Genomic DNA, 26,169 nt, shown 5'->3' with positions numbered 1-26,169 from the left:
GACACTGGTTAAATTTGTGATCTTGATCCTGTTTTTTGAAATTCATGAATGTGACCATTAATGCCTAATATGGTCAAGGTTGTTAATTCATTGTGCTCCTTTCCTTTCTGAAATCCGTACTAAATCACTAAGCGTTAACAAACTGATGGTGTTCTTATTGATCTAGATCAAGATGATGGTTTTTTGAACAAGAACCAGATTGAAAACTTGATTTAAATCAAAGCGGAATCCTCCTACAAACCTTTTGAAACCTAGGTTTTTTAGCAGTAGTATTAGCCCCAGCTATATTAGCTGATGCTTAACAATTAACTAACCATAACGGTACATAATTGCAACAAAGTTTTTAATGTTTACAACATGTTTAATGTTTGAATAACAGTCTAAACTTTCGTCTGTATTTATTCGGAAAGTGTCTTCAGCCGACACATAGGAGTTCTCATGATTGACGTTGTTGATCTATCGCGATTGCAATTCGCATTCACAGCGATGTATCACTTCCTCTTCGTACCTTTGACTCTAGGTATGGCATTCTTGCTTGCCATCATGGAGTCAGTGTACGTAATGACTGATAAGCAAATCTACAAGGACATGACCAAGTTCTGGGGTAAACTTTTCGGTATCAACTTTGCACTTGGTGTAGCAACGGGTCTAACCATGGAGTTCCAATTCGGAACTAACTGGTCTTACTACTCACATTACGTGGGTGATATTTTTGGTGCACCACTCGCGATTGAAGCACTGGTTGCTTTCTTCCTTGAGTCAACTTTCGTTGGTCTTTTCTTCTTCGGTTGGGATCGATTGTCAAAACGTCAACACTTAGTCGTTACTTGGCTGGTTGCGATTGGCTCGAACTTCTCGGCACTTTGGATTCTGATTGCAAACGGCTGGATGCAAAACCCAGTTGGTGCTGAATTCAACTTTGAAACCATGCGTATGGAAATGGTGAGCTTTGCTGAAGTGGTACTAAACCCAGTAGCGCAAGTGAAATTTGTTCACACTGTGGCTTCTGGCTACACTACTGGCGCAATGTTCATTTTAGGCATCAGTTCTTACTATCTACTTAAAGGTCGTGATGTGGCGTTTGCTCGTCGTTCATTCGCGATTGCAGCGTCATTCGGTATGGCTGCGGTTCTATCGGTTATCATCTTGGGTGATGAATCTGGTTATGAACTGGGTGAAGTACAGAAAGTGAAATTGGCGGCGATTGAAGCAGAATGGCACACAGAGCCAGCTCCTGCGTCATTCACGCTATTTGGTCTTCCTAGCCAAGACAAAATGGAAACCGAATACGCAATCAAAATTCCTTACCTAATGGGTATCATTGCAACGCGTTCTATCGATGAGCAAGTTACGGGTCTTCGTGATTTGCGCGAAGAACACGTGGCACGTATCCGTAACGGTATGTACGCTTATTCATTGCTTGAAAAATTACGTTCAGGTGATCAATCACCAGAAACCAAACAAGCATTCAATGAAGTGAAAGGTGACCTAGGTTATGGTCTACTTCTGAAACGTCACACAGAAAACGTGGTTGACGCGACTGAAGCAGACATCCAAGCGGCTGCGGATGATTCCATTCCAACAGTTTGGCCTCTATTCTGGTCTTTCCGTCTGATGGTTGCGTGTGGCGTTATCATGCTAGTGGTATTCGCTGCGGCGTTTATTCAAACTTGCCGTCAAAAAATCGAAAACAGCCGTCTGCTAATGAAAGCTGCGCTATTTAGTATTCCACTACCATGGATTGCTGTTGAAGCGGGGTGGTTTGTCGCCGAGTATGGTCGTCAGCCATGGGCCGTTGGTGAAATTCTGCCTACTCACACAGCAGCTTCGGCTTTGGAAGCGAGTCAAATCTGGGCGGGTCTATTCGTTATTCTTGGCCTGTACACCATCTTCTTGATTGCGGAAGTGTACCTGATGTTGAAATACGCTCGTAAAGGTCCAAGTAGCCTAAAAACCGGCCGTTATCACTTTGAACAAGACGCTAACTCTCTAGAAGATAAAGTTAGCCGCCAAGTAGAAGCGTAAGGAGAGAAATAATGTTTGATTACGAAGTCTTGCGATTCATCTGGTGGGTACTCATCGGTGTCCTGATGATCGGTTTCATTATCACCGATGGTTTCGACATGGGTGTCGGCGCGTTAATTCGTATTTTGGGTAAATCTGAAACCGAACGTCGCGTAATGATTAACTCTATTGCTCCGCACTGGGATGGTAACCAAGTATGGCTTATCACTGCCGGTGGTGCATTGTTCGCTGCGTGGCCACTTGTTTACGCGACCTCTTTCTCTGGCTTCTTCTTTGCCATGATTCTGACTCTGGGTGCATTATGGATGCGTCCGCTGAGCTTGGAATACCGTGCTAAAGGTGAAACGGACAAATGGCGCAACGTTTGTGACTGGGGTATTACGATTTCAGGTTTTGTGCCACCACTAATCTTCGGTGTCGCATTTGGTAACTTGTTGCAAGGCGTACCATTTGAACTGAATGAATTTTTGATGCCAACTTACCATGGTTCTTTCTTCGCTCTTCTTAATCCGTTTGCGATTCTAGCTGGCCTAGTGAGTGTATTTATGGTGTTGACTCAGGGTGCAACTTGGCTACAAATGAAAACCACGGCTGAGCTTTCACAACGTTCACGCAGCGCAGCACAGTTGTGTGCATTGCTAACGACAGTTACGTTCGTGCTTGCGGGTATCTGGGTGCAAAATATCGATGGCTATGTGATCACTAGCGTGATTGACACCAACGCAGCATCGAATCCAGTGGCTAAAGAAGTGGTACGTGAAGCGGGTGCGTGGATGCAGAACTTCCACAATTACCCAATCTTGTGGTTAGCACCTGCTCTTGGTGTGGTGATGCCGCTATTGACTATCGTTGCGTCTCGCGCACAAAAAGGTGGTTGGGCATTCTTGGCTTCAAGTCTTGCAATTGCTGGCGTTATTTTAACCGCAGGTTTTGCGATGTTCCCATTCATCATGCCTTCAGACTTGGTTCCAAGTGATAGTCTGACCATGTGGGATTCAACGTCAAGTGAACTAACTCTTAACATCATGACTGGCGTTGCCTTTGTATTCGTACCTATCATCCTGTGCTACACCGCATTTTGTTACTACAAAATGTTTGGTCGCTTGGATACTAAATACATCGAAGACAACAAAAACTCACTTTACTAAGGAGCAACGAATATGTGGTATTTCGCATGGATTCTCGGCATTTTACTCGCATGCGCATTTGGTATCATCAATGCTCTTTGGCTAGAGCACTCAGAGATGATGGATAAAGACCGCGATGGCGAGTAATTTCGCAGCGCAAGTGGCAAGTTTACATGCTGCTATCGATAAGGCCCTGCTTAGGGCCTTATCTTTAATTTTAGGGTTTGGACATGTGTTTCTCGTCATGTGGGACCCAGAACATTATGCTCAAGCGATTGGCGGTTTTAATTCTATTATTTCACCGCTGCTGATTTGGGCAGTGTGTTCAAGCATGGTTTTTGGTGTTGGATTTAAGCCGATTCGCTGGTACTGGCAGTTAGTATTTAGCCCGTACTTTAGTTTGGCGATACTGCTTTATCTCACCGTATGTTATTGGTTATAACATCAACATTGGTTATAAATAGCACTAGTCGAAAGGCTTAGTGCTATTTTTTTGTCGCATCAAGCCTCAATTTCCCAAATAGGACTTGCGTTGATACGGATAGGTTGCGTTATAGTAATTGTCTAATTTATAAGAGTCATTGGCGTAGTTGTGCACCCAGAACATTCTCCATTTTGTTGGCCGGTTACTGTGTACTATGAAGACACGGATGCTGGCGGCATCGTATACCACTCAAACTATTTAAAGTTCTTCGAGCGCGCTCGAACGGAATTCCTTCGCTCGCTGGGTGTATCCCAACAAACCTTATTGGAACAAAACATCGGTTTTGTAGTCCGACACATGGATATTGATTTCCTGCAAGGTGCTCGCCTTGACGAACAACTAACCGTGACAACATCAATATCTGATTTAAAAAAGGCTTCTATCACTTTCTGTCAGGAGATCGTTAATCCTAAAGGGAAGACGTTGTGTAAAACGATGGTTAAGGTAGCATGTATTGATACTGAGAAAATGAGGCCCATAGCGATCCCTCAATCAATTTTTATGGAGTTAAATCGTAGTGACCGCTGATATTTCAATTCTAGATCTGTTTTTGCAAGCCAGTTTTTTAGTTAAGCTGGTGATGTTAATTCTACTTGGTATGTCAGTGGCCTCATGGGCGATGATTATCCAAAGAAGTAAAGTGCTTTCTAAAGCCGCAAAAGATACCGAATCGTTTGAAGACAAATTTTGGTCCGGTAAAGACTTGTCTGCGCTTTACCAAGAAGTGAATAAACGAAAAGACGAACTCTCTGGTACAGAAGAGATTTTCTACTCGGGCTTCACTGAGTTTGCTCGCTTGCGTAAATCAAACGCGTCTTCTCCAGATTACATCATGGAAGGTACTGGCCGTGCGATGCGAGTAGCCGTATCACGTGAAGTCGACGATTTAGAAACCAGCTTGCCGTTTTTGGCGACAGTGGGTTCAATCAGTCCTTATATCGGTTTGTTTGGTACCGTGTGGGGGATCATGCACGCCTTTATCGCGTTGGGTGAAGTGAAGCAAGCCACTCTTGCGATGGTCGCACCTGGTATTGCCGAAGCGCTAATCGCAACAGCAATGGGCCTATTTGCGGCTATTCCAGCGGTTATGGCTTACAACCGTTTGAGCAATAAAGTTGGCAAGTTGGAACATAACTACGCCACTTTTTCTGAGGAATTCCATAGCATCCTGCATCGTCAAGCAATGGCGGGTAGGGAGTAACCATGGCTGGGTACCAACCGAAAAAGCGCAAAATGACGGCAGAGATCAACGTCGTGCCTTATATCGACGTGATGTTGGTACTGCTGATCATCTTTATGGTGACATCGCCTTTTATCACTCAAGGTGTCGATGTGGAGCTACCAAAGACGTCGACCGCCAAACCAGCGACGGAACTGGCCGGTGATAGTGATGCGAGTTTCATCATCGTGGAAGTAGACAAAGAAGGCCATGTTGGCGTTAGCGTGAATAACGAAGACATGCAGCGTGGTTTGTCGCTTGAAGATGTGATTGTGCGCGTCAAAGCGGAATTGTCGATCAACCCTAATTCACCAGTGGCTGTGGGCGGCGATGCCAAAACCCCATATGCAGAAGTCGTGTTAGTTCTCGATGAATTGAGTCGAGCAGGGATCCCCAAAGTGGGGCTGCTAACGGATATTAAGGAATAAGTCCTAGGGTTTCATGAAAGAACGCAAGCCAAAAAATAATCACTACAGTAAGCCGATTGCAGTTTCGTTATTGCTGCATGGCGCACTTGTTGCCGCCTTGCTGTGGGGTGCCGATTTCTCGATGTCCAAACCTGAGCCGTCGGGCAAGATGGTTGAAGCTGTGGTTATCGACCCTAACGCGGTGCGCCAACAAGCGCAGCAGATTCGTAACCAGCGTGAAGCCGCGGCCAAAAAAGAGCAAGATCGTTTGGATAAACTGCGCCGCGAAAGCGAGCAGTTAGAGAAAAACCGTAAAGCGGAAGAGGAACGCATTCGCAAGCTTAAAGAGCAGCAAGCTAAAGAAGCGAAAGCGACCCGTGAAGCGGAAAAAGCACGTCAGGAAAAAGAGCAGCAACGCAAAGCAGAAGAGGCGCGAGCCAAACAAGAGCAAGAGCGTGCAGCCAAGTTAGAAGCAGAACGTAAAGCCAAAGAAGAGGCGGTGCGTAAAGCGGAAGAACAACGTAAAGCGAAACAAGCTGCCGCTGAAAAAGCTGAGCAGCAGCGTATCGCGAACGAGAAAGCGGCTAAAGCCGCGGCTGAAAAAGCGGAACGCGAACGCATCGCCGCTGAAAAGGCGGAAAAAGAACGTATCGAGAAAGAGCGCCAAGCCAAAGAAGCGGCTGAAAAAGCGCGCCAAGAGAAAGAGCGACTTGCGAAAGAACGTAAAGAGCAAGAAGCCGCGTTAAATGACATTTTCTCGGGCCTTGAAACCGAAACGCAGCAAAATGACACCGCACGTGGCAAGTTTATTGCCAGTGAAGCGGACCGCTACGGTGCTATTTATACGCAATTAATTCGCGATAATCTGTTAATTGAAGACAGCTTCCGCGGTAAATTGTGTAAAGTGAATTTGCGTTTGATTCCGACAGGCGCAGGGGCTGTGGTTGGCAATTTAAGTATTCTTGATGGGGACAGCAGGTTATGTGCTGCGGCGAAACGCGCGGTTGCTCAGGTGAATACCTTCCCATTGCCGAAAGACCCTGATGTCGTTGCGAAATTAAAGAATATCAATTTAACCGTTGAACCTAAGTAAAAAGGAATAGCTTGTGTTAAAGCGAATTGTTTTAGGTTGTGTGCTCGTTTTGGCGAGTACTTTTCAGATAGCAAATGCCGCGTTGGAGCTTGTGATTACCGACGGCATTGACTCCGCTAGACCGATAGCGATTGTCCCTTTTAAATGGCAAGGCTCACAACCACTGCCACATGATGTGTCGAGTGTGATTGCATCCGATTTACAACGCAGTGGTAAATTCAGCCCTGTGGCCGCGAGCAAAATGCCGCAAACCCCTTACGATGACAAAGACATTGATTTCGATGCTTGGACATCTCTGGGTGTGGATTCATTGCTCACTGGCACCATTAGCCAAGCGGCAGATGGTAATTACGTGATTAACTACAAATTGGTCGATATCGTACGCGGTCAGTTGACCAGTGGTAAAAGTCGCGCATTGAGTGACGACGGGCAGTTGGTTGCATCGAACGATCACGTACTGTTTAACAAACGCGCGACGGTGCCAGGCAAGCGTCTACGTGAATATGCACATCGCATTTCAGATTTGGTGTATGAAGAGTTGACTGGCGAGCGCGGCGCGTTTCTGACTCGCATCGCTTATGTGGTGGTGAACGATAAAGACTCGTATCCATATCAGCTTCGCGTTGCAGACTATGACGGTTATAACGAACGTCTCGTGTTGCGCTCGAAGCAACCATTGATGTCGCCATCTTGGTCGCCAGATGGTAAAGAGTTGGCGTATGTGAGTTTCCAAAACGGTCAAGCTGAAATTTTCCTGATGAACATCTACACCGGGAAAACTGAGAAGTTGACGTCATACCCTCGACATAACGGCGCGCCAATTTTCTCGCCGGATGGTAAAACGTTAGCATTAGTTTTATCAAGGACAGGAAGCCTTCAAGTATACACGCTCGACCTAAAAACTCGTAAATTGACACAGATTACGAGGGGAAGATCAAATAATACTGAGCCATTCTGGCATCCTGATGGCAAATCATTGATTTTTACCTCGGATCGGGGTGGTAAACCACAGATTTATCAAGTAAATTTGGCAGACGGCTCTACTAAGCGCATTACTTGGCAAGGCAGCCAGAACCAAGGCGGACAAATTACACCAGATGGTCGTTTTCTTGTCATGGTTCATCGCAGCAACTCAGGCTTTAACCTCGCCAAACAAGACTTAGAAACCGGGGCGGTTCAGATCCTGACAAAAACCTTGTTGGATGAATCTCCAAGTATTGCGCCAAATGGTGGGATGGTCATTTATAGCTCCATCTACAATAAGACAAATGTCCTGTCTATGGTGTCGATTGATGGGCGATTTAAAGCTCGATTACCGGCAACCAATGGACGAGTTCGTGCGCCTGCATGGTCACCATTTTTGTAGCAAGTAAGTATCAAAAAGTAAGGAAAATACAATGCAACTTAACAAAGTTCTTAAAGGACTACTAATTGCACTACCTGTTCTCGCAGTGACAGCATGTAGTTCAAGCGATGATGCCGCTAACGCGTCTGGCACAGAAACCAATCAGTCTACTTCAACTTCTGGTTCTGAAGGCAGCGTTGACACTACCGTCGTTTCTCCAATGGATGACAACGGTCAACTGTCTGAGCAAGAGCTAAAAGAACAGTCTCTACGTGAGTCGCAAACCATTTACTTCGCTTTCGACAACGCAACGATTGCTGGCGATTACGAAGAAATGCTTGCAGCACACGCTGCTTACCTAAGCAAAAACCCAGATCTACACGTGACTGTTGAAGGTCACGCGGACGAGCGTGGTACACCTGAATACAACATCGCGTTAGGCGAGCGTCGTGCGGAAGCCGTTGCTAAATACCTACAAGCGCTAGGTGTTCAGAAGAGCCAAATTTCAATCGTAAGCTACGGTGAAGAAAAACCTCTTCTACTTGGTCAATCAGAAGAAGTTTACGCGAAAAACCGTCGCGCAGTACTTGTTTACTAAGTCGAGGTAAAGCCTCATGTTCAGTAACCTCAAGCGAATTTCTACGCTTATGTTACTAGCAAGTGCAGCGAGCCCAGTGCTCGCTGCACCAGCTCCAGTATCAGATTTAAATAGCAGTAATAGTTCTCTCTCTTCATCAGTGAGTGGGGGAAGTACCGTCGAGCGTCTCGAACGTTTGATCCAAAATAGCAATCTTGTCCAAGCGCGTATGCAGCAACAGATAGACTCTATGTCTCAGGAAATCAGCGATTTACGCGGCCAGATTGAAAAGAATAATTATGACATGCAGCAAATGGTCACGCGTCAACGTGAACTGTTTGTTGAAGTCGACAAGCTGCGCGAGCAAGTCAATAGCCAGCCAGCTCAAGTGGCAGCAGATTCCGGCAACTCTGATGCATCCGATGCGGGTACATACAGTACTAATGCCACCGAGCAAGAAGCGTATCAAAACGCCGTTGATCTGATTTTGAAAAAGCGTGACTACAATGGTGCCATTGCCGCGTTTCAGCAATTTCAAAAAGATTACCCAGATTCCAGCTTTACGCCAAACTCACACTATTGGCTAGGCCAGCTTTATTACGCGAAAAAACAAGATAAAGAAGCAGTTAAGAGTTTTGCCGCGGTACTGACTTACGCAAATTCCAATAAACGCCCGGATGCGTTGGTTAAGCTTGGAGACATCGCTCAGCGTAATAACAACGCCGCGCAAGCCAAGAAGTACTATCAACAAGTTATCGATGAATACCCGAATTCATCGTCAGCGAACTTGGCGAAAGAGCAGTTAAAATAATCGATATCAAGAGGCGCAAAAGCGCCTCTTGTTGTTTCTATGAGGTGAGACTTTGCTTCTACTTTAGAATCAGGTGTACAATGCGCGGATTACTGGAAATTGCGTAGAGCAAGAGCAATGAACCACATTTTAGATAAAATCGATACCGTATATCCTTTCCCTCCTAAACCAAAACCACTGACTGATGAGCAAAAGCAAACGCATATTAGCAATATCAAAGCGTTGCTAAAGCAGCACAACGCTGTGTTAATCGCTCACTACTACACAGACCCAGAAATTCAGGCGCTGGCCGAAGAAACTGGCGGCTTCGTGGGTGATTCACTGGAAATGGCTAAGTTTGGCAATCGCCATTCTGCCAATACGCTGATTATCGCAGGTGTGCGTTTTATGGGCGAATCGGCCAAAATTCTTACCCCAGAAAAGCGCATTCTGATGCCAACCTTGGATGCGGAATGTTCACTTGATTTAGGCTGCCCAGCCGATACTTTTACTGAGTTTTGCGATGCCCACCCGGATCATACCGTTGTTGTTTATGCCAATACTTCGGCGGCAGTAAAAGCGCGCGCGGATTGGGTCGTTACATCGAGTATCGCACTGGAAATTGTCGAACATCTTGATTCGGAAGATAAGAAAATTATCTGGGGACCGGATCGTCACCTTGGCTCTTACATTGCCAATAAAACCGGCGCAGATATGCTGCTTTGGCAAGGGGAGTGTGTGGTACATGACGAATTCTCAGCGGACGCGCTGCGTAAGATGAAAGCGGTGTATCCGAATGCGGCCATTCTTGTTCATCCAGAATCACCCGCAAGTGTGGTTGAACTCGCCGATGCTGTGGGTTCGACAAGCCAGCTTATCAAAGCGGCAAAAAGCTTACCGCATCAGCAGATGATCGTCGCAACCGATAAAGGCATTTTCTTCAAGATGCAGCAATTGGTGCCGGAAAAAGAGCTAATTGAGGCGCCAACCGCCGGTAACGGCGCAACTTGCCGCAGCTGTGCGCATTGTCCGTGGATGGCAATGAACGGCTTACAAGCGATTGAGCAGGCGCTGCGTGATGGTGGTGAGCAGCATGAAATCTTCGTTGATGAAGAGATTCGTGTTAAATCTCTCGTACCGCTAAACCGCATGCTTGATTTTGCTGAGCAGTTAAACCTGCAAGTGAAGGGTAACGCTTAATTGGTTAATCGCTCGCGCCATAAGTGAGAAGCATAAATAAGATTTGATTCGATATCGAGGGAACGATGCAAGATAAAAGAGTAAAAGACGTCTATAACTCTTACTTTCATTTTAATAATCAGCGAACGCTTTCAACCGATTTAGCCAGTGAACTTTGTTCGGTTGAAGCTGAAGGATGCTCTGTTTTTGTCGACAAAACCCGCAAGTATGACAATCAGATCATCATCCACGGTGTTTGTAGTGCAGCGAGCTTAGATAAGCAGCTGAAGTTGTTTGAAGATGGGTGTTCGCCGGAGATTTCTGTCGAGCCACAGGCAAAGACCAAGGACCTGACAACATGGTTATCGAGCCATGAGTTCGTACCTGATTATGAGCATGAGTTTCTCGAACTGCAGGTATCAAACTACGTAGCGTGTGAAGATATCTCCAGCCAAGTATCCGTTGAACGATGGACACATGAACATGCCGATGCATTTTTAGCGTTACTTAAAACCTCGGGATTAGAATGTAGCGACGAAATCTGGGAGAATAAGCGCTCACTGTATTGTACGGATACTTTTCGTTGCTATGTTGCAAAACTAGAGGGTAAGCCGTGCGCTTGGGCAACGAGTTTTATTCAGGGTGAATATGCGATATTGGCTAATGCGTATACACAAGAAGGCTATCGCTCAAAGGGGTGTCAAACGGCTTTGCTGAGAGCTCGAATTGAAGACGCCATCTCTTTAGGCGTCAAAGTGGCTTTAACCGATGTTATGCCAAACAGCACGAGTAGCAGCAATTGCCAATCGGTAGGTTTTCGTTCTGTTGGTGTACGAAGCGTGTGGTGCCAAGAATAGACTCGTAACAAACCGTTAAATCGTGATTCGCGCCGCTTAGCGCTTTCTGTTCAGAAAATAAAAAACCAGCCAATGCGCTGGTTTTTTCGTCTATCGCAAATGTTTATTCTTGCTCAGCGAGCTGATGACCACGCATGGTGAGGCCGCAAAGCATGGTTGGAATCGCGTTGAAGATCTCTTCAAACTGTTCTAAACCTTGCATGCCTTGTTCTGCGAGCGTTGCAATCGAGGTTTCCGGGTCGTAAAGCATGCTCACAGACAACAGCACGCCGCCAAGTAGGGCGTTATCTTGGCTGTCTTCTGGCATCACGGTTTCCCAGTCATCGCGCGCTAATTGCCAACCTTGCAATACTCCTTCACAAAAGTCGCGAGTCGCATCGGTGACGATATCTGCATCGTCCAATTGGCACTCAACCGGCCATTGCCAAGTATTGTCGAGCAGCGCAGGGCGGTAAGCATTCCACATCTGAATAACCGCTTCGATATAGCTTTCTAGCTGTTCACCGTCAGTAAAAGGCGCAACTTCTTCACCGCCCCATAAAAACGGTAACCATTCGTGCGGTGTGAGTGGGAAAGGCGCGGCCGCCATTGCAGCAATGAAGCCTTGCGTTTTTGCCTGATTGAGCAATTTATCCTCAAGTTCAGGTTGGGCTAGGATTTCTTGTAAAGTCAAAATTAATGCCATTCAATTTTTCAATCCTGCAATCTTATCAGTCATGACCTCGAACACAAAGCTAACCAAGGTAAAAACGCGCACTTGTGATATCTAATTACTTTGACCTAAGCGTCTATACTTATTTGGTTGAATGGAGTGAGAGGTGGCATGGGCCGACCAACATCGTTAAAGCACAAAAGTGTTTACGCACTGGCCATTTACTTGATTATCCTTATTACGATTGTAGGGACGGTGAGCTATCGCGTCATCGAGCCTTTAATTCGTGAAGAAATAGAAAGTCACCTTGACCTTCGAACCGATCTCCTTGCGAATCAAATTGAATCACCGATGAATCAAGCGCATGTGCTTCTCGGTAGCATTACCAGTATTGGTCAAGCGACCCAAGACCGAACTCATCAAATTAGGGCGTTATCGCTTCTATTTGCCTCTACTCGCGGCGTCGCCGTGAGCGGGGGATTGTGGCCAGAACCTTATTCTGTCGATCAACACGTGGCGTACAAAAGCCTGTTTTTCAATCGCCGTGACGATAACCTGGTTGACCGCATTTATTCTTGGGATAACCCCGCCTCAGGTGGTTATGAGAAAGAATCTTGGTATCGCTCTGTGACTGGGGCGGCGCCAAATACGACTTCTTGGTCTTCGGTTTATATTGATTCGTTTACCAGCGTACAAATGATTACGCTGTCGATGCCGTATTACCACAACAAGCAATTTTCCGGCGTTGCGACCGTCGATATTTCTCTAAATGACTTAGTTGAGTACATCCAACAAACCGCAATCGAGTATCATCTAGGCGTGCTATTGAAAGACGGTTATGGCGATGTCATTACCGAACATAATTTTTATTTGAATAAAGATGCCTACGTCAGCAGTTATCAATTCCCCAGTAACGGCTGGACGATTTATGTGGTAAGTGCCTCTGATCCGCTTGAAATGCAGATGTTGAACTTGGTCTCCAAAGTTGAAGTGAGTGTGATTCCGGCAATGTTGCTGTGCATTATCGGTGGGTATTACTGGATAAGCCGCCGCTTGATTACCCCGATCACTCAAATCGCGCGTCAAGCAGAGGAATCGGTAGAAGGCGGCATTATCGATATTGGTTATCACGGTAATGATGAAATCCAGCAACTGATTGATAGCTTTAATAAAAAGACTAAATACTTGGAAGTCGAGAAAATCAAAGCTCAGGCGTCAACCAACGTCAAAAGCGAGTTCTTGGCTCGTTTATCTCATGAAATACGCACGCCAATGAATGGTATATTGGGCACAGCGCAAATCCTGTTTAAATCAGGGCTGAGGCCAGACCAACAACAACACCTTAAAACCTTGTATGAATCGGGCGATCACATGATGACGTTGCTGAATGAGATTTTGGATTTCTCCAAGATTGAGCAGGGTAAGATGACGATTGAATACGCGCCATTTCCGTTTAAAGCACTGCTCGATAGCATCAATAATGTTTATCGCCCGCTTTGTCACGACAAAGGGCTTGAGTTCGATGTTCACTCAACTATTCCTGAGCAACGATGGTATGCCGGTGATAAAGCTCGAATTCGCCAAGTCCTGTTCAACCTGCTCAACAACGCGGTTAAGTTTACCTTCTCAGGCAAAATTGGCGTCTTGTTTGAAGAGCATAACCGTGGCAACTACAGCCAATTGACGATAGCGGTGTATGACACCGGGATTGGTATTGCGCAAAGTGCGCTCAGGCGCATTTTCAACCCGTTTGAACAGGCGGAGTCATCCACCACTCGCCGATTTGGCGGTACTGGACTTGGGTTATCGATCGTCAAACAGTTGAGCGAACTGATGAACGGCCACGTGACGGTGCGCAGCGAATTAAAACGCGGCACCACATTCACAGTCACTTTGCAAATCGACCTCGCATCGCCAAATAAACAACAAACTCAGCAGGTGAGAAGTATCGATGGTCACGGTTTAAATGCCTTGATCGTCGAAGATAACCGTACCAACGCTATTATCATGCAAAATTTTTTGGAAAGTCGCGGATTTCATTGCCAGTGGGTGAAAAATGGCAAAATTGCCGTTGAGCGGCTTAAACATGCCAAGCAAGGCGCGAAAGGCATCGACTTAGTTGTTATGGATAATCATATGCCGGTGATGGATGGCATTGAAGCCACCAAAGCAATACGTCAGTTTGATAACGCTTACAAAGACGTTCTGATCCTTGGGTGTACGGCAGACATGTTTGAACATGCCAAGCAAAAAATGTTTGATGCGGGAATTGATGAACTGGTTCCTAAACCGCTCTCGGACAACCAGTTAGGTGAGGCTTTATTTCAGCAGCAAGCCAAGCTGTATCAGTTTAAGCCAGAACTCATGGCTAAGCCTCTTGAGCACAATTTAGAGCAATATCTGGTACGTTTATACATCGCGTATGAAGAGCAAGATACAGAGAGCATGAATCATCTGCTCGATGAGCTAAAACCGCTTGTTGATCAGCAAGATGAACTGTTTCATCAGCAAGTCGAATCTATGCTTGAAACCCTTCAAAATGGCCAATACCCAACCGCGCAGCAACTTGAATCTCTGACTCTAAGCCTTAAACCTTATTGCGATTAATTCAGTTTACACCCGTCTTACTTGAAGCTGCAGCGGTGTTGGCTATGTTCGTTCACCCAAATCACAGAGTTATCTATGCTCATGGGGGCTAAGTTACTTGCCGCCTACCTGCAACTCCAAGAACTTGGGTATATTTACCGCCTTGGATAAAAAATGAGCTAAAGCATTTTTTCTGGTGATTCAAACTACTTTCCTCTTCAAATCTAGTTATCTATTTCTATCTTTGTTTTTAAAATGGTGAGTAATTCTACTTATTTCGTGTTCAAATGGCGCCATATTCTGCACTATCAAAGATATTCTAGAGACATTCACTTTATATAAAGAATGTACTGGTTATTTGTTTTTTGGAACGAGATAAATGAAGCCACGCGGACCTTTCTGCATTCGGCATGCTGCTGCCGACACCTTTGCCATGGTTGTGTTTTGTTTTCTATCAGGCATGTTAATTGAAATTTTTATCTCTGGAATGAGCTTCCAGCAATCTCTGGCTTCACGAACGCTGTCGATCCCGGTCAATATTGCCATTGCTTGGCCATACGGACTGTTTCGCGACTTTATGCTTAAGCAAGCACGCCGTTTTTCAACTGGTAGCTTGATGAAAAACGTCGCCGATTTGGCCGCATATGTGCTGTTTCAATCGCCAGTTTATGCAGGAATTTTGTATAGCGTTGGCGCCTCGACTGATCAGATAGTCACCGCTGTCACCAGTAACGCGATCATCTCTTGCGGTATGGGCGTATTGTACGGTTATTTTCTCGATACCTGCCGCCGCTGGTTTCGAGTGCCAGGCTACTACTCTCAGGTCTAAACGTTTACTATCGAAGCGTTTTTGCTAAATATTAGCCAAACGGCGTGAAAGGCAGGGCTTTTTTCGGTTTTCCACTTGACCTAAGTGCGTAGAATCATTAAATTAGCGCCTCGTTGGTTCACAAGCCAACCCAATCAAAATACGGTGAGTTGTCCGAGTGGCTGAAGGAGCACGCCTGGAAAGTGTGTATACGGCAACGTATCGAGAGTTCGAATCTCTCACTCACCGCCAAATTCAAGCCTCTAGAAGTTTCTAGAGGCTTTTTCCGTTTTATAACCCTTTGAAAATCATTTAAACCTTCGTCTCACGAGGTTTCTCCCGTCCCTTACAATCCCAGTTTTCTTTGTATGCCAAAGTGTATGCTTCTACACTTACTACAAAATCGGCATACATTTTGGTCTTAAAATCGGCATACATTTCAAGAGGGAGCAGGATTGCCAAGTTGAATATCCCGATTTTATCTCATTGAAAAATAACAATACGGCCGATATGCATACCATAAAAATGCAGGAGCAGGACAAGCCTTTTTTATCATACAGTTTGGCTAAATATCGATTCCGAAGGAGGGGGTATGGCAAAACTAAACGCAAAAGAAGTGCAAAACGCGAAGCCTAGAGATAAGGCTTATCGCCTCGGAGATGGAGGAAATCTCTATCTTTATATTAGGCAAAGTGGCGCTAAGGCATGGGAATTTCGCTATGTCAGAGTATCGACCGGAAAGCCCACATTCATGGGTATCGGTTCTTATCCGGATGTATCGATTGCCGATGCCAGGCAAAAGGCGACCGAATTTCGTAAGCTTGTGGCTGATGGTATTGATCCACAATTGCTAAAGATTGAGCAAAAAGCCAAGTTAGCCAGCGAGCAAAGTAACACCTTTGAAGTGGTGGCTAACTTATGGATGGAGATGAAAAGAAATCGCCTGACGCCAAAAACCACCGAGGGTAACTGGCGTAAACTGGAGCTTTACGCATTTCCTCTAATCGGCTCTCTTGCTGTCACTAAGATCACAGCACCTATGGCGATTGCCGCCCTAAAGCCTGTCGAGGAAGCCGGGCATCTTGAAACCGTGAAACGCACCGCGCAATTGATGAATGAAGTGATGACTTACGCGGTTAACTCAGGTCTCATTCATCACAATCCCCTTAGCGGAATACGGGAAGTGTTCAAAAAGCCAAAAGTCGAGAATATGAACGCCTAAAGTCCGGCAGAGCTATCGGAGCTAGTGCAAGCTATCGCTCTAGCCAATATGGCGATAACGACCAAATGTCTCATCGAGTGGCAACTACATACCATGACAAGGCCTTATGAAGCCGCAGGTGCGAGATGGGACGAAATCGATTTTGAAAACAAACTCTGGATAATACCGCCTTCTCGAATGAAAGCCCGAAGAGAACATGCAATCCCTCTAACGGAGCAGAGTTTAGCAATCCTAGATACTGTGAGATTGGTGAGCGGAGCGAGAGAATATATTTTCCCTTCTATCCGTGATCCGAAAAAACACACTGATGCAGAGTCGATTAATAAAGCGCTTAGTCGGATTGGTTTTAAAGGACGGACATCTGCTCATGGATTACGCTCATTGGCATCAACAACACTAAATGAGCAAGGTTTTAAAGGTGATTGGGTTGACGCTGCATTGTCGCATGCGGAAAAGAACTTAGTTCGAAAAGCTTATAAGCGAACTACTTATATAGAGCAGCGTCGTCCGATGATGGAGTGGTGGAGTCGTAGAATTGAAAAAGCAAGCTATGGCTCAATGTCTATCACGGGATATCGAACTTTGAAGCTAGCTTGGATCAGCTCAGTTTTATAGAGAGTAAAAAGTAAGCGTGACATGCGAACTTGAAAAAATAGCGCCTTTATTTGAGAACAGCGCCTTTTTTATTCGCCATATTAGAGCTACAAAATAAGGCAAAATTATTAGGAGCTTAATTATGGAGATGTCAGTTCGTATCATCCGCTTAAAAGAGGTCATGTGCATGACTGGGCTATCAAAAAGCTCAATTTATCGTTACGCCGACGGAAAAGCCTTTCCGAAATCTGTCCCCTTAGGCGGCCGAAGCATTGGTTGGGTTGAAGCTGAAATTGTAGAATGGTTGCAAGGACAAATGTACAGTCGAAAATAAAGAAGACTAATAAGTTCGGCATTACTCTGTTGCCGTGTTGTTCAATCTTATGAATACTCGTCTAAAGCTCTTAGTGGGCTTTAGACGAGTATTTTCATGTTTGACGAAACTGCTTGCTAGTTAACCGAAGTAATTTTTCCTAGTGAAGGCTAGGGTCCGGTTCAACGACTAAGTATGTCAATTTTTTGTGACGTTCAGTCCATTTCACTCGTGACGATGACTGACAATAAAGTTTGAAACTTACTTTCGAACAAAAGTGAGTTTCGACCCATCGAGCATTTTGACTTTTCGGGTTACTTCTAGTAGCGCAACCATACTACATGCGGCTGGCCAAATTCCCTTACACAACAAATTGATCTAAAACGTGAGTGAGGTACTATTTATCTAGGCTCTGTTGTATCAATTCGTCACAATGGTTAACGTGATAATTGTGGCTTCCTATATAACACTTACGTTACAAAGCCTCGATTTAAGATAATAGCTCATCCTCTTTGTTGGTTTGGAATATTGCGTCAGAATTTGCGTATGTACAACACAACAAAACGTAGTCTTCTTCAAGTTGGTCATCATCCAAATAAGATTGGTCACTTTGATCAACGTCGCCGGACATAAGCTTAGCGACGCAAGTACTACATGAACCTGCTCGACAAGAGTATGGCAAGTCAACTCCCCATTCTTCAGCAGCATCCAAAATATATACGTCGCTCTCGACACATATTGTTCTATCACCACTAGGTGTTATCAATTTCACAACAGGCATAATGAACTATCTCCAAATGTTTCAAATTGTAATTATTAACAATAATACAAATGATAATTATAATCAATGGCTTTTGTTGGGGGTATCTGTAATATTGATATGTTGTGTGTTTTATACCTCGGTAAGTCGTATGTACTCAGCGACATTTATGGATTTGTTCTTAGTTATGCATTTGTACTCAACAAGACTTGCCTAGTGCCCTATATGTCATATATGAATTAAACTTCACGATCTTATTGATAATGGTTATCATACATATTATCATTTCGTGTCAATTTCATGCTGGTATCAAACTAAAAAGTAAGGGGGTAGTATTTTTTCCGATTGATATATTGGTTAAAACACATATTGAGTGCCTTTTATGCTGAGATTAGTTCTCGTTCATTATGGGGGCGGGGAGGCACAAGGAATTGTCCTGTTGAACTAGTGCTAACTGAGCCCACGTAAACAAAATTTTGGGTTTCTCCTTTGATCAAAATGATCAAGGTTTTCTTGGTGATGTAGAGATTATGGATGAATAATTCGACCACGTTATTCATGCGGTCAATTGAAGTAAGGCAGGTAACACATATGAAAGACGAAATTAGATTAATAAAGTTGCCTTCTTATTACCTATGCCACAATTTTTACTTCAATTGGCTGCGATATTAATGGTAAATAGGCAACAGTAAATCCTTCGGCTTACTTCTATTATCAGTTTGATGTTATGTGGTATTTCTATCTTCTACTGTAATTTCTACGGATTAGTATGTTATGTGAATGAGATTGTTAATAAGTAATGTTCGTAATACATTTATATATTTGAGGAATAATATGAAAAGAAGAAACTTTTTACTTATTGGTGTTAGTGGTTGTATGCTTTCGTCGTCAAAAATTCTAGCAATACCAATTTATAATCATACAAGTTATGAAGATGAAAAACAGATAGTCGATCTCAAATTTATTAGAGATGAGAATGGATTAATTTCAAGATTACGTCGATTTATTAGTCATAGACAATCTACTGTCCATGACACTGATGAATTAGTAATACCTATAAGCTTAAATATTGAGTTAGGAAGGAGTGGGCTCGATGATGTTGAAATTATTATTTGCTCATCAGAGTCATATGTTTGTAACAAAGATACCAAGAGTAATCTCAATTCTAACGTTCAAATTGGTACGTTAACTAAAAGTGTAGGACAATCTTTTTTAATGCATCTACCAAAGGGATATATAGCAAATAAAGAGAGCAGCAATCACTTTGATTTGTTTGTAATAAAAAACGAATTATATTCAATGTATAGACTTGTTATTAATAAAAATGTCATTAATAAATATAGTAAATATTATCCAAATTTGTATGCCAATAATAAATTATCAACACTTTCAGATAAGATCTTAGCAAGACATTCCAATAATGTGATTGATGTAAAGCCTTCCTTCAGTGGTGATGTTATGAAATTAGACCTATTACTCAAAGAGATTGTGTGAGGTGAATAATGTTTAAATCGATATTTTATATTACATTAGTATCTTTATTTTTCACTGTCAGCAGTTTCGCTCAGGATTCCATCAATGCGGAAATATTTTCAAAACAGTTTTATGAGGAATCTACAGGCTACGCGAAGAACTTTTTCGTTTTGGGGAGAACCAACTCAGGCAATAGCAAGAGTTCATCATTACAAGTGATTTTTGTAGATAATATAAAGCTTGTGGATAATAGGTATACGACAGGACAGATGGTTATTTCTGATGCCTATGGTAATCAAATAAAATTATTGGAAAATGAAAATAGCTGGAAAGGTGAAGGTGAATACTATAATTATAAATTAAGCAACTTTAATACAGAAGATGGGCAACGCTGGAAACTATCTTTACCAAGCAGAAAGACGTATATATTTGACAATGATGGTAAGCTTAAAAGTGTGATTAGAGGTGAAATAAGCCAATTTTATACATATGATTCATTAGGTAGAGTAAATGATATCTCTGGAAAGGATGAAGTCAAAATACGATATAATGATGAAGGTTTAATTTCCAGTATAATGAGTAATGGCTTAGATACCAGCTTTTATTATGACTCTATTGGAAATCTTGAGTCAATCATATACCCCAGCGGATATGAGGATAACAATTTCTTAGTGTCTGAAAGTGCCTCCAATGCTCAAAAATCTGCGACAAGTAAAGATGATATAGTCAATGGCATCATAGAAAACTGGTCCAATGACGTTACATTAGTTATAGATAAACTTGGACAAGAGTATTATGTCAGTAAAAGAGGAAAGTTATTTCAAGTTAGTAAAAAAACATATAAAGATATTAGAAAATCTTTAACGTATGGCTTTGCATATGTAAGAAGTGTGATAGTTTCAAATAGGCATCTAAAATGTGATTCATGTGTGATATCTACAATCAGGAAGTTCAATCCATCTCTTGACCTTGTTAGCGAGACGGAAATTCGCCCAGGAGGATTTAGTAAAGAAAATAAATACGTATATGGAAGGGATGGATATGTAATTAAAACTTATGTCTTCGGGATAAGTAATTCTCAGTTAGTATATAAGTCTGAATGGGATGGCGATCCTAAGACTGGAAATTTAGTTAGTAGATATTCTGCTGATTATCTTCATACTGCAGAATCAAATCTGGGAGATAGTTTAGATGAGATTTCGGATGTAAAGGATATAGAAGAAGACGGTATCCTTGATGTTGAAGACAGTGCATATTTAGATGAGAATCAGGGAGCTGATTTTAATAATTGCAGTAGAAAACCAAGCATTGAGAATAATATGAGACAGTTTCTTCTTAAGGGGGCTGCGGGGATTTCATCTTATGCAACAGACGAGGCGATCGAGGAATGTTGGTGGCTGTTACACTATGGTTATGGTTCAGACGCGTATTGGAGATGCATTAATGATATAGTGTATGCTCAATGCAATTAAGTAAGAGGTATGAATATGAATAAAGATACATCTAATCTGGTTTTAAAAAAAGTAAAGATGGCTAGTGATAATTTATGTGAAGCAATCGAAGTTGTAAGGAATGATGGTGACGAAGAGGAGTTAAAAAAGATAAGCAAAAAAGTTGCTGTAGTTTTGTCAGGTATTTACCATGAGATAATTAAGCCGATAATTGTTGAATATCCTGAATTAGATAATATTAACAAAAAGAAGTAAGTGTAAATTAAGAGGGTCCCCCCCCTCTTAATTTAATTATCGATTAGTAATTTTAGCATTTTTTTATAATTATTAATGAAATTTTTAGTGATTACATAATTATCTGACTCTTCGTAATCTATCTCGTGGATCTTGTTACCATCAAAACTGATTATTGTTGCTTCTGGGTAGGCTAATAATATTGGAGAGTGTGTAGCTATAATGAATTGTGAGTCGTTTTCAACCAAGTTATGTATTGCACTTAAAGCTGCCATTTGCTTAGATGGTGATAATGCAGCCTCTGGCTCATCAAGTAAGTAGATCCCTCTCCCTTGCAATTTATTCACAAGTGTAGCTATGAATGACTCACCATGGGACTGCTTGTGTAATGATTTCCCCCCATAACCTTTGAGATAGTCAACTTCATCCATATAACTAGCAAGGTTATAAAAGCTCTCCGCTCTAAGGTAGTATCCATCTTTCGCAATATTATGTGTTTTAATTATATTAAGATAATTATGTAGTTCAGAATGGGTGTTTTTAGAGGAAAATAATGATCCTTTGGTGCCACCTTCAGGATTAAAGCCAAGTGATATTGCTATGGCTTCGAGTAGTGTTGATTTCCCAGTTCCATTTTCACCAATGAAAAAGGTCACATTTTTATTAAATTTCAAGTTATCTAGAGATTTTATTGTAGGTATATCAAATGGATAGTTAGTAAGTTCCGTTGTGTTTCTTATTTTAATTTCACTTACATATTGTGCTGAGGAGTCTAACATATCAGCGTTCTACTTTTACTTAAACTATTTATCCTAATATTAAATCATTTGTTATTAAAAAGTACAACCTCCCCATTTTCGTAGCAACGATTACTCTGATTCGTCAATTTTATGTCCGAGTTCAGAGGTGTCTTTATTAAGGAAGTTCCTGACATCGTAGGAGTTATATAGGTTTCAATTTTCTCTACACAGGCTGCTCTTTGCTGAGTAGCCTGTGCATATACTTATTGATATCGTCAGTTTGAGAATAAGTGGACAAACTATGAAAATTGGCAAGCTAGTACAGCCACTTTTACCATAAGTTTCAGAGAAGACTTTGAGGAAGTATTCGAAGCAATGGGGCTGCAGATTCGAGGCGTCAAAAGCCGTTTATTAATCCCTGATTGGTAACGTCTAAAAATGCTTGAGTATTAGCTATTCCAATCACCATTTGTCCGTTTTACGATGTATTAATCTTCGCGAATGCCTTTGTTCAACATTTTTGTTAGCGGCGAGATTTCCATGACCCAAGATATACCCCAACAGCTGCTTCGTGAATTGGAGCAACACGACTATTTAGATTTGGCGGCGCTTTATGAGCGCTACCCAGGTACGCATTTTTACTCTCTGGTGGAAGCCTTGTATCAAATCAAGGCTGAGCACGGCTTGAATACGCGCATTTCGCGTTTTATCACTGAGATTGAAAAGCTCACTCAAGATTTGGATGCAAAAACGCTGACGGCTGAGCACTTTTTGTCTCTCACTAAAACGCTAGACTTAAATCAGCGCGCGCAGAAAGCGGCGCGTTTTATTCATACCAAGGACAATCATATGGCATTTTCTAAACCGGTTGATGTGGTGATGTTTGGCGATTCGATCACCGAATGGGGGCCGTGGCATGATGGCATAATTGGCGTGAGCGTCGCCAATCGCGGCCTAGGCGGTGATACCACTCAAGGCATGATTATGCGCCTTGAATCCACCATCGTGTGCCAACCGAAATTGGTGTGCGTGATGGCAGGGATCAATGACTTAGCTCAAGGTTACCGCGTGGATGAAATCATTCACAACTACGCCGAGATGCTGAGCTTCTGGCGCCAACATGGCATTGAAGTTTGGGTTCAGTCGACGCTGCATGTTGGCGCGCGTCTGGAATCACTTAACCCGCTGGTAGCAACGCTCAATCAACGCTTACTTGAACTTTGCCAGCGTCATGATGTGGCTTTTATCGATTTGAATGTCTTGCTGTGTCCGCAAGGTGAACTGCCGCTTGATTGCAGCGCCGATGATCTGCATTTGAACTCGAAAGCTTACGCTACATGGCTCACCGCCCTCAACCCGATGCTCGCCAAACGTTTTAACTAACACCTGTTTTCTAACGCTCTCGATTCGGTGCTTACCACTTAGCACTTACTACTCGTTACTGGCACTGGCTTGAGGGCGTTCACCCATCTAACGACTATCCTCTTTCCTGCCTCTCTCCCTAGCTTGTTTATCTTTGCAAATTAAATATTGTTTCAAAATGTTTTGTTATGTTATAACATTATATATCATTTCCGGAGAGGTATAAGGAAAAGTAATGAATCAATTTTCAGCAGCTGCTCGCTCCCAGCAGGGCTTTAAGCCGCTTTCTTATTCCGCTATCGGGCGAATTCTTATCGTGACCCCGATGGTTGTTTTGTTGTGGCTCGCGATTTATTGGGCGGTGCTATTACCATGATACAACTGAATAATTTAGTGGTCGGCTATCAAGGTAAGGCTCTCACACCACCGATTTCAGGCCGTTTTGAGGCGGGGAGTTTAACCGCTATTCTCGGCGAAAATGGGGTAGGTAAATCGACACTTCTCAAAACGCTTGCGCAAATCCATGCGCCCATTTCAGGTGAGCTTAACTATGCCAAACCCTGTCACGAGTTACTTTCTTGGCTGCCTCAACATGCCGATATTGACCGCAGTTTCCCCATTCGTGTATTTGATGTCGCGGCGATGGGGTGTTGGCCAAATACTGGATTGTTAGGTGCGTTAAGCGACGAACAGTTCAAACGCGTTGATGAGGCGTTATATCAAACTGGTATCGCTTCACTGGCACATAAAACGATCGATACGCTTTCTGGCGGCCAATTTCAGCGCATGCTGTTTGCGCGTTTACTGGTTCAAGACACTCCCGTGATGATGATGGACGAACCGTTTGTCGGTATTGATAGCCAAACTCGAGCGGCATTAATGGAGCTGATCACTGGTTTAAACCAAGCTGGAAAAACCATCATCACAGTTTTGCACCATATCGAAGTGGTTGAAGCGTTTTTCCCCAAGCTACTGCTGATGAAAAACAATCAAGTGCTGTGGGGTGACACTCAAACCGTGTTGCCGCATTACTTTCACCAACATTGGACAACCGGGCCTAGCGCTGAACATACCAAGGGAGAGGCTCGCTTTGAATCTGCATGTTCTTGATGCGTTTATTCAGTTTGGCTTTATGCGCCGCTCGCTTATTGCGTGTTTGGCTCTGTCGGTGAGCTTAACGCCGCTGGGTGTTTTCCTACTGTTAAGGCGTATGAGCCTGATTGGCGATGCGCTATCGCACGCTGTCCTTCCTGGCGTCGCGATAGGGTATTTGCTTTCTGGTATGTCACTTTTGGCGATGGGCATTGGCGGCTTTGCGGCTGGGCTAATTGTCGCGCTGCTTTCCAGTTGGATAAGCAGTGCCACCAAGCTGCACGAGGATTCGGCATTTGCTGGTCTGTATCTTGGTTCGCTAGCGCTTGGGGTGACGTTGGTGTCGCTACGGAGCAGTGGTGTCGACCTGTTGCATTTACTGTTTGGCTCTTTGCTGGCGGTGAGTAATGAATCGCTAACCTTTATCGGCGTAATTAGCACCATCACAGTGATTTTGATTGCGATTTTTTATCGCGCACTGGTGTTTGAATCCTTCAACGCCCTGTTTCTTTCTCTTAGATCTAAGCGTTTGCCATCACTGATCCAGGCAATGTTCATGGCGATAGTGGTGATGAACTTGGTCGCGGGTTTTCAAATCCTCGGCACGCTAATGACGGTTGGTCTGATGATGTTACCGGCGATTTCAGCACGCTGCTGGTCAAATCGTCTGCCTGCCATGTTGGCGCTGGCGATGGTGGTTGGCTTTGTTAGCTCTATTATTGGTTTGACTTGGTCTTGGTACCAATCGATTCCCGCAGGCCCTGCGATTGTGCTAGTAGCCACTCTATTATTTTTAGCTTCCGTTCTCTTCGGATCTCATAAAGGCATCTTTCCGCTGCGAAAACATGCCGGTTAATTGTTAAACAAGTAAGGAATAGATAATGAAATTTTGGCAAAAGTCCCTAGTGTCACTTGCGATTGCTGCAAGCTTAAGCCCAATGGCGATGGCAAAAACCGTTGAGACAGTCGCAAGCTTTTCTGTACTGGGTGATATCGTCAAACAAGTGGGTGGCGAGCATGTCAACGTTAACACTCTCGTTGGCCCTGATGGCGACCCGCACACCTTTGAGCCAGCACCAAAAGACAGTGTAGCGATTAAAAAAGCCGATGTGGTTTTTGTGAGCGGTCTTGGTCTTGAAGGTTGGCTGGATCGTTTGGTCAAAGCATCCGGTTATCAAGGTGACATCGTCACAGCGTCAACAGGCGTGAGCACGCGTAAGATGGAAGAAGACGGCGAAGTCATTACCGACCCGCACGCATGGAACAGCGCAAAAAATGGTGAAATCTATGCGCGTAACGTAATGGAAGCGCTGATTAAAGCAGACCCTGAAGATGCGGATTATTTCAAAAAGAGTGGGGAAGCGTATATTGCTCAGTTAGCAAAACTCGACGAGTGGGCAAAACAAGCGTTTGCCAAAGTGCCTGTTGAGAAGCGCAAAGTAATGACCAGTCATGACGCGTTCGGTTACTTTGGCCAAGAATATGGCGTGAAATTCCTTGCACCCGTTGGCGTTTCAACAGAATCAGAGGCGAGCGCAAATGATGTTGGTGCTCTTATCCAACAGCTTAAAGATGAAAAGATCTCAGCTTACTTTATTGAAAACCAAACTGATCCACGCTTAGTAGAACAAATCGCGAAAGCATCGGGTGCCAAGAATGGCGGTGAGCTGTACCCAGAAGCGCTTACCGCAAAAGGCGGCGAAGCGGACACTTATGTTAACGCGTTTAACCATAATGTTGAAACCATGCTGGCGAGCATGAAATAACACCAGAGTGGGC

Annotated in this window: 27 protein-coding genes, 1 tRNA gene and 2 pseudogenes; 27 read left to right on the top strand and 3 right to left on the bottom strand. The window is 43.7% G+C overall.

All coding sequences use genetic code 11. The features are described 5' to 3' along the window. Positions 1-438: 438 nt before the first annotated feature. The 13 genes from cydA to BLS03_RS07515 all read left to right on the top strand — a co-directional run bounded on the left by cydA (position 439) and on the right by BLS03_RS07515 (position 11,103). The gene (cydA, locus tag BLS03_RS07575) at positions 439-2,025 is read left to right on the top strand and encodes a cytochrome ubiquinol oxidase subunit I (protein ID WP_093271756.1); all 1,587 of its coding nucleotides are present in this window, start codon (positions 439-441) and stop codon (positions 2,023-2,025) included. Positions 2,026-2,036: 11 nt separating this feature from the next. Next, positions 2,037-3,173 carry a cytochrome d ubiquinol oxidase subunit II gene (gene cydB, locus BLS03_RS07570; RefSeq protein WP_093271754.1) on the top strand — a complete coding sequence of 379 codons (1,137 nt, stop codon included), beginning with the start codon at positions 2,037-2,039 and terminating at the stop codon, positions 3,171-3,173. 12 nt (positions 3,174-3,185) lie between these two features. Further along, entirely contained in the window at positions 3,186-3,299 is a 114-nt protein-coding gene (gene cydX / locus BLS03_RS07565) for a cytochrome bd-I oxidase subunit CydX (protein ID WP_093271750.1), read from the top strand. Next, positions 3,289-3,594: a cyd operon protein YbgE gene (gene ybgE / locus BLS03_RS07560; protein WP_093271747.1), complete on the top strand. Its 306-nt coding sequence runs from the start codon at positions 3,289-3,291 to the stop codon at positions 3,592-3,594. Before cydX ends, ybgE begins: the two co-directional genes overlap by 11 nt. Before the next feature lie 150 nt (positions 3,595-3,744). Beyond that, positions 3,745-4,164 (top strand): tol-pal system-associated acyl-CoA thioesterase, encoded by a 420-nt coding sequence (ybgC, locus tag BLS03_RS07555; RefSeq protein ID WP_425445103.1) that lies wholly within the window; start codon positions 3,745-3,747, stop codon positions 4,162-4,164. Further along, complete coding sequence (gene tolQ, locus BLS03_RS07550; protein WP_093271743.1) at positions 4,154-4,837, top strand: protein TolQ; 684 nt, start codon at positions 4,154-4,156, stop codon at positions 4,835-4,837. Before ybgC ends, tolQ begins: the two co-directional genes overlap by 11 nt. A 2-nt stretch (positions 4,838-4,839) precedes the next feature. Beyond that, complete coding sequence (gene tolR, locus BLS03_RS07545; RefSeq protein ID WP_093271741.1) at positions 4,840-5,283, top strand: protein TolR; 444 nt, start codon at positions 4,840-4,842, stop codon at positions 5,281-5,283. Positions 5,284-5,296: 13 nt separating this feature from the next. Beyond that, positions 5,297-6,355: a cell envelope integrity protein TolA gene (gene tolA, locus BLS03_RS07540; protein ID WP_093271738.1), complete on the top strand. Its 1,059-nt coding sequence runs from the start codon at positions 5,297-5,299 to the stop codon at positions 6,353-6,355. 13 nt (positions 6,356-6,368) lie between these two features. Then, positions 6,369-7,721 (top strand): Tol-Pal system beta propeller repeat protein TolB, encoded by a 1,353-nt coding sequence (gene tolB / locus BLS03_RS07535; RefSeq protein WP_093271735.1) that lies wholly within the window; start codon positions 6,369-6,371, stop codon positions 7,719-7,721. A 31-nt stretch (positions 7,722-7,752) separates the two neighbouring features. After that, complete coding sequence (gene pal / locus BLS03_RS07530; protein WP_093271732.1) at positions 7,753-8,298, top strand: peptidoglycan-associated lipoprotein Pal; 546 nt, start codon at positions 7,753-7,755, stop codon at positions 8,296-8,298. Positions 8,299-8,314: 16 nt separating this feature from the next. Beyond that, a complete protein-coding gene (ybgF, locus tag BLS03_RS07525) occupies positions 8,315-9,088 on the top strand; it encodes a tol-pal system protein YbgF (RefSeq protein ID WP_093271729.1) in 774 nt (257 codons plus the stop codon). A 117-nt stretch (positions 9,089-9,205) separates the two neighbouring features. Then, on the top strand, positions 9,206-10,267 hold the full coding sequence (gene nadA / locus BLS03_RS07520; protein WP_093271726.1) for a quinolinate synthase NadA: 1,062 nt from the start codon (positions 9,206-9,208) through the stop codon (positions 10,265-10,267). 65 nt (positions 10,268-10,332) lie between these two features. After that, entirely contained in the window at positions 10,333-11,103 is a 771-nt protein-coding gene (locus BLS03_RS07515) for a GNAT family N-acetyltransferase (protein WP_093271721.1), read from the top strand. A 103-nt stretch (positions 11,104-11,206) separates the two neighbouring features. Here BLS03_RS07515 and BLS03_RS07510 read toward each other — a convergent pair whose 3' ends face one another. Next, on the bottom strand, positions 11,207-11,776 hold the full coding sequence (locus tag BLS03_RS07510; protein WP_093272075.1) for a UPF0149 family protein: 570 nt from the start codon (positions 11,774-11,776) through the stop codon (positions 11,207-11,209). Positions 11,777-11,926: 150 nt separating this feature from the next. On the opposite strand from BLS03_RS07510, the gene BLS03_RS07505 reads away from it, so the two are divergent. The 5 genes and pseudogenes from BLS03_RS07505 (at position 11,927) to BLS03_RS07485 (ending at position 17,299) form a co-directional block, all read left to right on the top strand. Beyond that, a complete protein-coding gene (locus tag BLS03_RS07505) occupies positions 11,927-14,362 on the top strand; it encodes a hybrid sensor histidine kinase/response regulator (protein WP_093271718.1) in 2,436 nt (811 codons plus the stop codon). Between the two features lie 358 nt (positions 14,363-14,720). Further along, on the top strand, positions 14,721-15,170 hold the full coding sequence (locus BLS03_RS07500; protein WP_093271715.1) for an L-alanine exporter AlaE: 450 nt from the start codon (positions 14,721-14,723) through the stop codon (positions 15,168-15,170). Between the two features lie 143 nt (positions 15,171-15,313). Beyond that, positions 15,314-15,401 (top strand) — tRNA-Ser (locus BLS03_RS07495). A 340-nt stretch (positions 15,402-15,741) separates the two neighbouring features. Continuing rightward, a pseudogene (locus BLS03_RS07490) lies at positions 15,742-16,986 on the top strand (tyrosine-type recombinase/integrase). 127 nt (positions 16,987-17,113) lie between these two features. After that, entirely contained in the window at positions 17,114-17,299 is a 186-nt protein-coding gene (locus BLS03_RS07485) for an AlpA family phage regulatory protein (protein WP_093272072.1), read from the top strand. Between the two features lie 469 nt (positions 17,300-17,768). Here the strand turns inward: BLS03_RS07485 and BLS03_RS07480 are convergent, their stop codons facing one another. After that, a complete protein-coding gene (locus BLS03_RS07480; protein ID WP_093271712.1) occupies positions 17,769-18,059 on the bottom strand; it encodes a 2Fe-2S iron-sulfur cluster-binding protein in 291 nt (96 codons plus the stop codon). Between the two features lie 813 nt (positions 18,060-18,872). Between BLS03_RS07480 and BLS03_RS07475 the strand changes: the two genes are divergently transcribed. From BLS03_RS07475 to BLS03_RS07465, 3 genes are read left to right on the top strand one after another with little or no spacing between them, the layout of a single operon-like run. Next, positions 18,873-19,532, top strand: a complete 660-nt coding sequence (locus BLS03_RS07475; RefSeq protein ID WP_093271709.1) for a hypothetical protein — start codon at positions 18,873-18,875, stop codon at positions 19,530-19,532. A gap of 8 nt (positions 19,533-19,540) precedes the next feature. Continuing rightward, the gene (locus tag BLS03_RS07470; RefSeq protein ID WP_093271706.1) at positions 19,541-20,983 is read left to right on the top strand and encodes a hypothetical protein; all 1,443 of its coding nucleotides are present in this window, start codon (positions 19,541-19,543) and stop codon (positions 20,981-20,983) included. A 15-nt stretch (positions 20,984-20,998) separates the two neighbouring features. Next, positions 20,999-21,217 (top strand): hypothetical protein, encoded by a 219-nt coding sequence (locus tag BLS03_RS07465; RefSeq protein ID WP_093271703.1) that lies wholly within the window; start codon positions 20,999-21,001, stop codon positions 21,215-21,217. A gap of 32 nt (positions 21,218-21,249) precedes the next feature. Here the strand turns inward: BLS03_RS07465 and BLS03_RS07460 are convergent, their stop codons facing one another. Continuing rightward, positions 21,250-21,975, bottom strand: coding sequence for an AAA family ATPase (locus BLS03_RS07460; protein ID WP_093271701.1), 726 nt, complete (start codon positions 21,973-21,975; stop codon positions 21,250-21,252). 312 nt (positions 21,976-22,287) lie between these two features. Here BLS03_RS07460 and BLS03_RS26175 point away from each other — a divergent pair. The 6 genes and pseudogenes from BLS03_RS26175 to BLS03_RS07440 all read left to right on the top strand — a co-directional run. After that, a pseudogene (locus BLS03_RS26175) lies at positions 22,288-22,365 on the top strand (HNH endonuclease domain-containing protein); the annotation flags it as partial. Positions 22,366-22,476: 111 nt separating this feature from the next. Continuing rightward, a complete protein-coding gene (locus BLS03_RS07455) occupies positions 22,477-23,319 on the top strand; it encodes an SGNH/GDSL hydrolase family protein (protein ID WP_093272069.1) in 843 nt (280 codons plus the stop codon). 214 nt (positions 23,320-23,533) lie between these two features. Then, positions 23,534-23,674 (top strand): hypothetical protein, encoded by a 141-nt coding sequence (locus BLS03_RS25640; protein ID WP_176765545.1) that lies wholly within the window; start codon positions 23,534-23,536, stop codon positions 23,672-23,674. Continuing rightward, positions 23,671-24,408: a metal ABC transporter ATP-binding protein gene (locus tag BLS03_RS07450; protein WP_093271698.1), complete on the top strand. Its 738-nt coding sequence runs from the start codon at positions 23,671-23,673 to the stop codon at positions 24,406-24,408. Before BLS03_RS25640 ends, BLS03_RS07450 begins: the two co-directional genes overlap by 4 nt. Then, the gene (locus BLS03_RS07445; protein WP_245696616.1) at positions 24,389-25,246 is read left to right on the top strand and encodes a metal ABC transporter permease; all 858 of its coding nucleotides are present in this window, start codon (positions 24,389-24,391) and stop codon (positions 25,244-25,246) included. Before BLS03_RS07450 ends, BLS03_RS07445 begins: the two co-directional genes overlap by 20 nt. Before the next feature lie 25 nt (positions 25,247-25,271). After that, positions 25,272-26,156, top strand: coding sequence for a metal ABC transporter substrate-binding protein (locus BLS03_RS07440; RefSeq protein ID WP_093271695.1), 885 nt, complete (start codon positions 25,272-25,274; stop codon positions 26,154-26,156). Positions 26,157-26,169 lie beyond the last annotated feature (13 nt).

The organism is Vibrio xiamenensis, assembly GCF_900100015.1.
GTDB lineage: Bacteria > Pseudomonadota > Gammaproteobacteria > Enterobacterales > Vibrionaceae > Vibrio > Vibrio xiamenensis.
Note: the sequence above shows the minus strand (reverse complement) of the source record. Positions and strands in the feature narration are given on the sequence as shown.

Coding starts and splice junctions, on each gene's coding strand:
- BLS03_RS07440 (WP_093271695.1), top strand. CDS start 25,272: ATGAAATTTTGGCAAAAGTCCCTAGTGTCACTTGCGATTGCTGCAAGC.
- ybgE (WP_093271747.1), top strand. CDS start 3,289: ATGGCGAGTAATTTCGCAGCGCAAGTGGCAAGTTTACATGCTGCTATC.
- BLS03_RS07500 (WP_093271715.1), top strand. CDS start 14,721: ATGAAGCCACGCGGACCTTTCTGCATTCGGCATGCTGCTGCCGACACC.
- BLS03_RS07485 (WP_093272072.1), top strand. CDS start 17,114: ATGTCAGTTCGTATCATCCGCTTAAAAGAGGTCATGTGCATGACTGGG.
- BLS03_RS07515 (WP_093271721.1), top strand. CDS start 10,333: ATGCAAGATAAAAGAGTAAAAGACGTCTATAACTCTTACTTTCATTTT.
- BLS03_RS07475 (WP_093271709.1), top strand. CDS start 18,873: ATGAAAAGAAGAAACTTTTTACTTATTGGTGTTAGTGGTTGTATGCTT.
- BLS03_RS07470 (WP_093271706.1), top strand. CDS start 19,541: ATGTTTAAATCGATATTTTATATTACATTAGTATCTTTATTTTTCACT.
- tolA (WP_093271738.1), top strand. CDS start 5,297: ATGAAAGAACGCAAGCCAAAAAATAATCACTACAGTAAGCCGATTGCA.
- BLS03_RS07450 (WP_093271698.1), top strand. CDS start 23,671: ATGATACAACTGAATAATTTAGTGGTCGGCTATCAAGGTAAGGCTCTC.
- cydA (WP_093271756.1), top strand. CDS start 439: ATGATTGACGTTGTTGATCTATCGCGATTGCAATTCGCATTCACAGCG.
- cydB (WP_093271754.1), top strand. CDS start 2,037: ATGTTTGATTACGAAGTCTTGCGATTCATCTGGTGGGTACTCATCGGT.
- BLS03_RS07455 (WP_093272069.1), top strand. CDS start 22,477: ATGACCCAAGATATACCCCAACAGCTGCTTCGTGAATTGGAGCAACAC.
- BLS03_RS07460 (WP_093271701.1), bottom strand. CDS start 21,975: ATGTTAGACTCCTCAGCACAATATGTAAGTGAAATTAAAATAAGAAAC.
- tolR (WP_093271741.1), top strand. CDS start 4,840: ATGGCTGGGTACCAACCGAAAAAGCGCAAAATGACGGCAGAGATCAAC.
- nadA (WP_093271726.1), top strand. CDS start 9,206: ATGAACCACATTTTAGATAAAATCGATACCGTATATCCTTTCCCTCCT.
- BLS03_RS25640 (WP_176765545.1), top strand. CDS start 23,534: ATGAATCAATTTTCAGCAGCTGCTCGCTCCCAGCAGGGCTTTAAGCCG.
- pal (WP_093271732.1), top strand. CDS start 7,753: ATGCAACTTAACAAAGTTCTTAAAGGACTACTAATTGCACTACCTGTT.
- ybgF (WP_093271729.1), top strand. CDS start 8,315: ATGTTCAGTAACCTCAAGCGAATTTCTACGCTTATGTTACTAGCAAGT.
- BLS03_RS07480 (WP_093271712.1), bottom strand. CDS start 18,059: ATGCCTGTTGTGAAATTGATAACACCTAGTGGTGATAGAACAATATGT.
- cydX (WP_093271750.1), top strand. CDS start 3,186: ATGTGGTATTTCGCATGGATTCTCGGCATTTTACTCGCATGCGCATTT.
- BLS03_RS07465 (WP_093271703.1), top strand. CDS start 20,999: ATGAATAAAGATACATCTAATCTGGTTTTAAAAAAAGTAAAGATGGCT.
- BLS03_RS07505 (WP_093271718.1), top strand. CDS start 11,927: ATGGGCCGACCAACATCGTTAAAGCACAAAAGTGTTTACGCACTGGCC.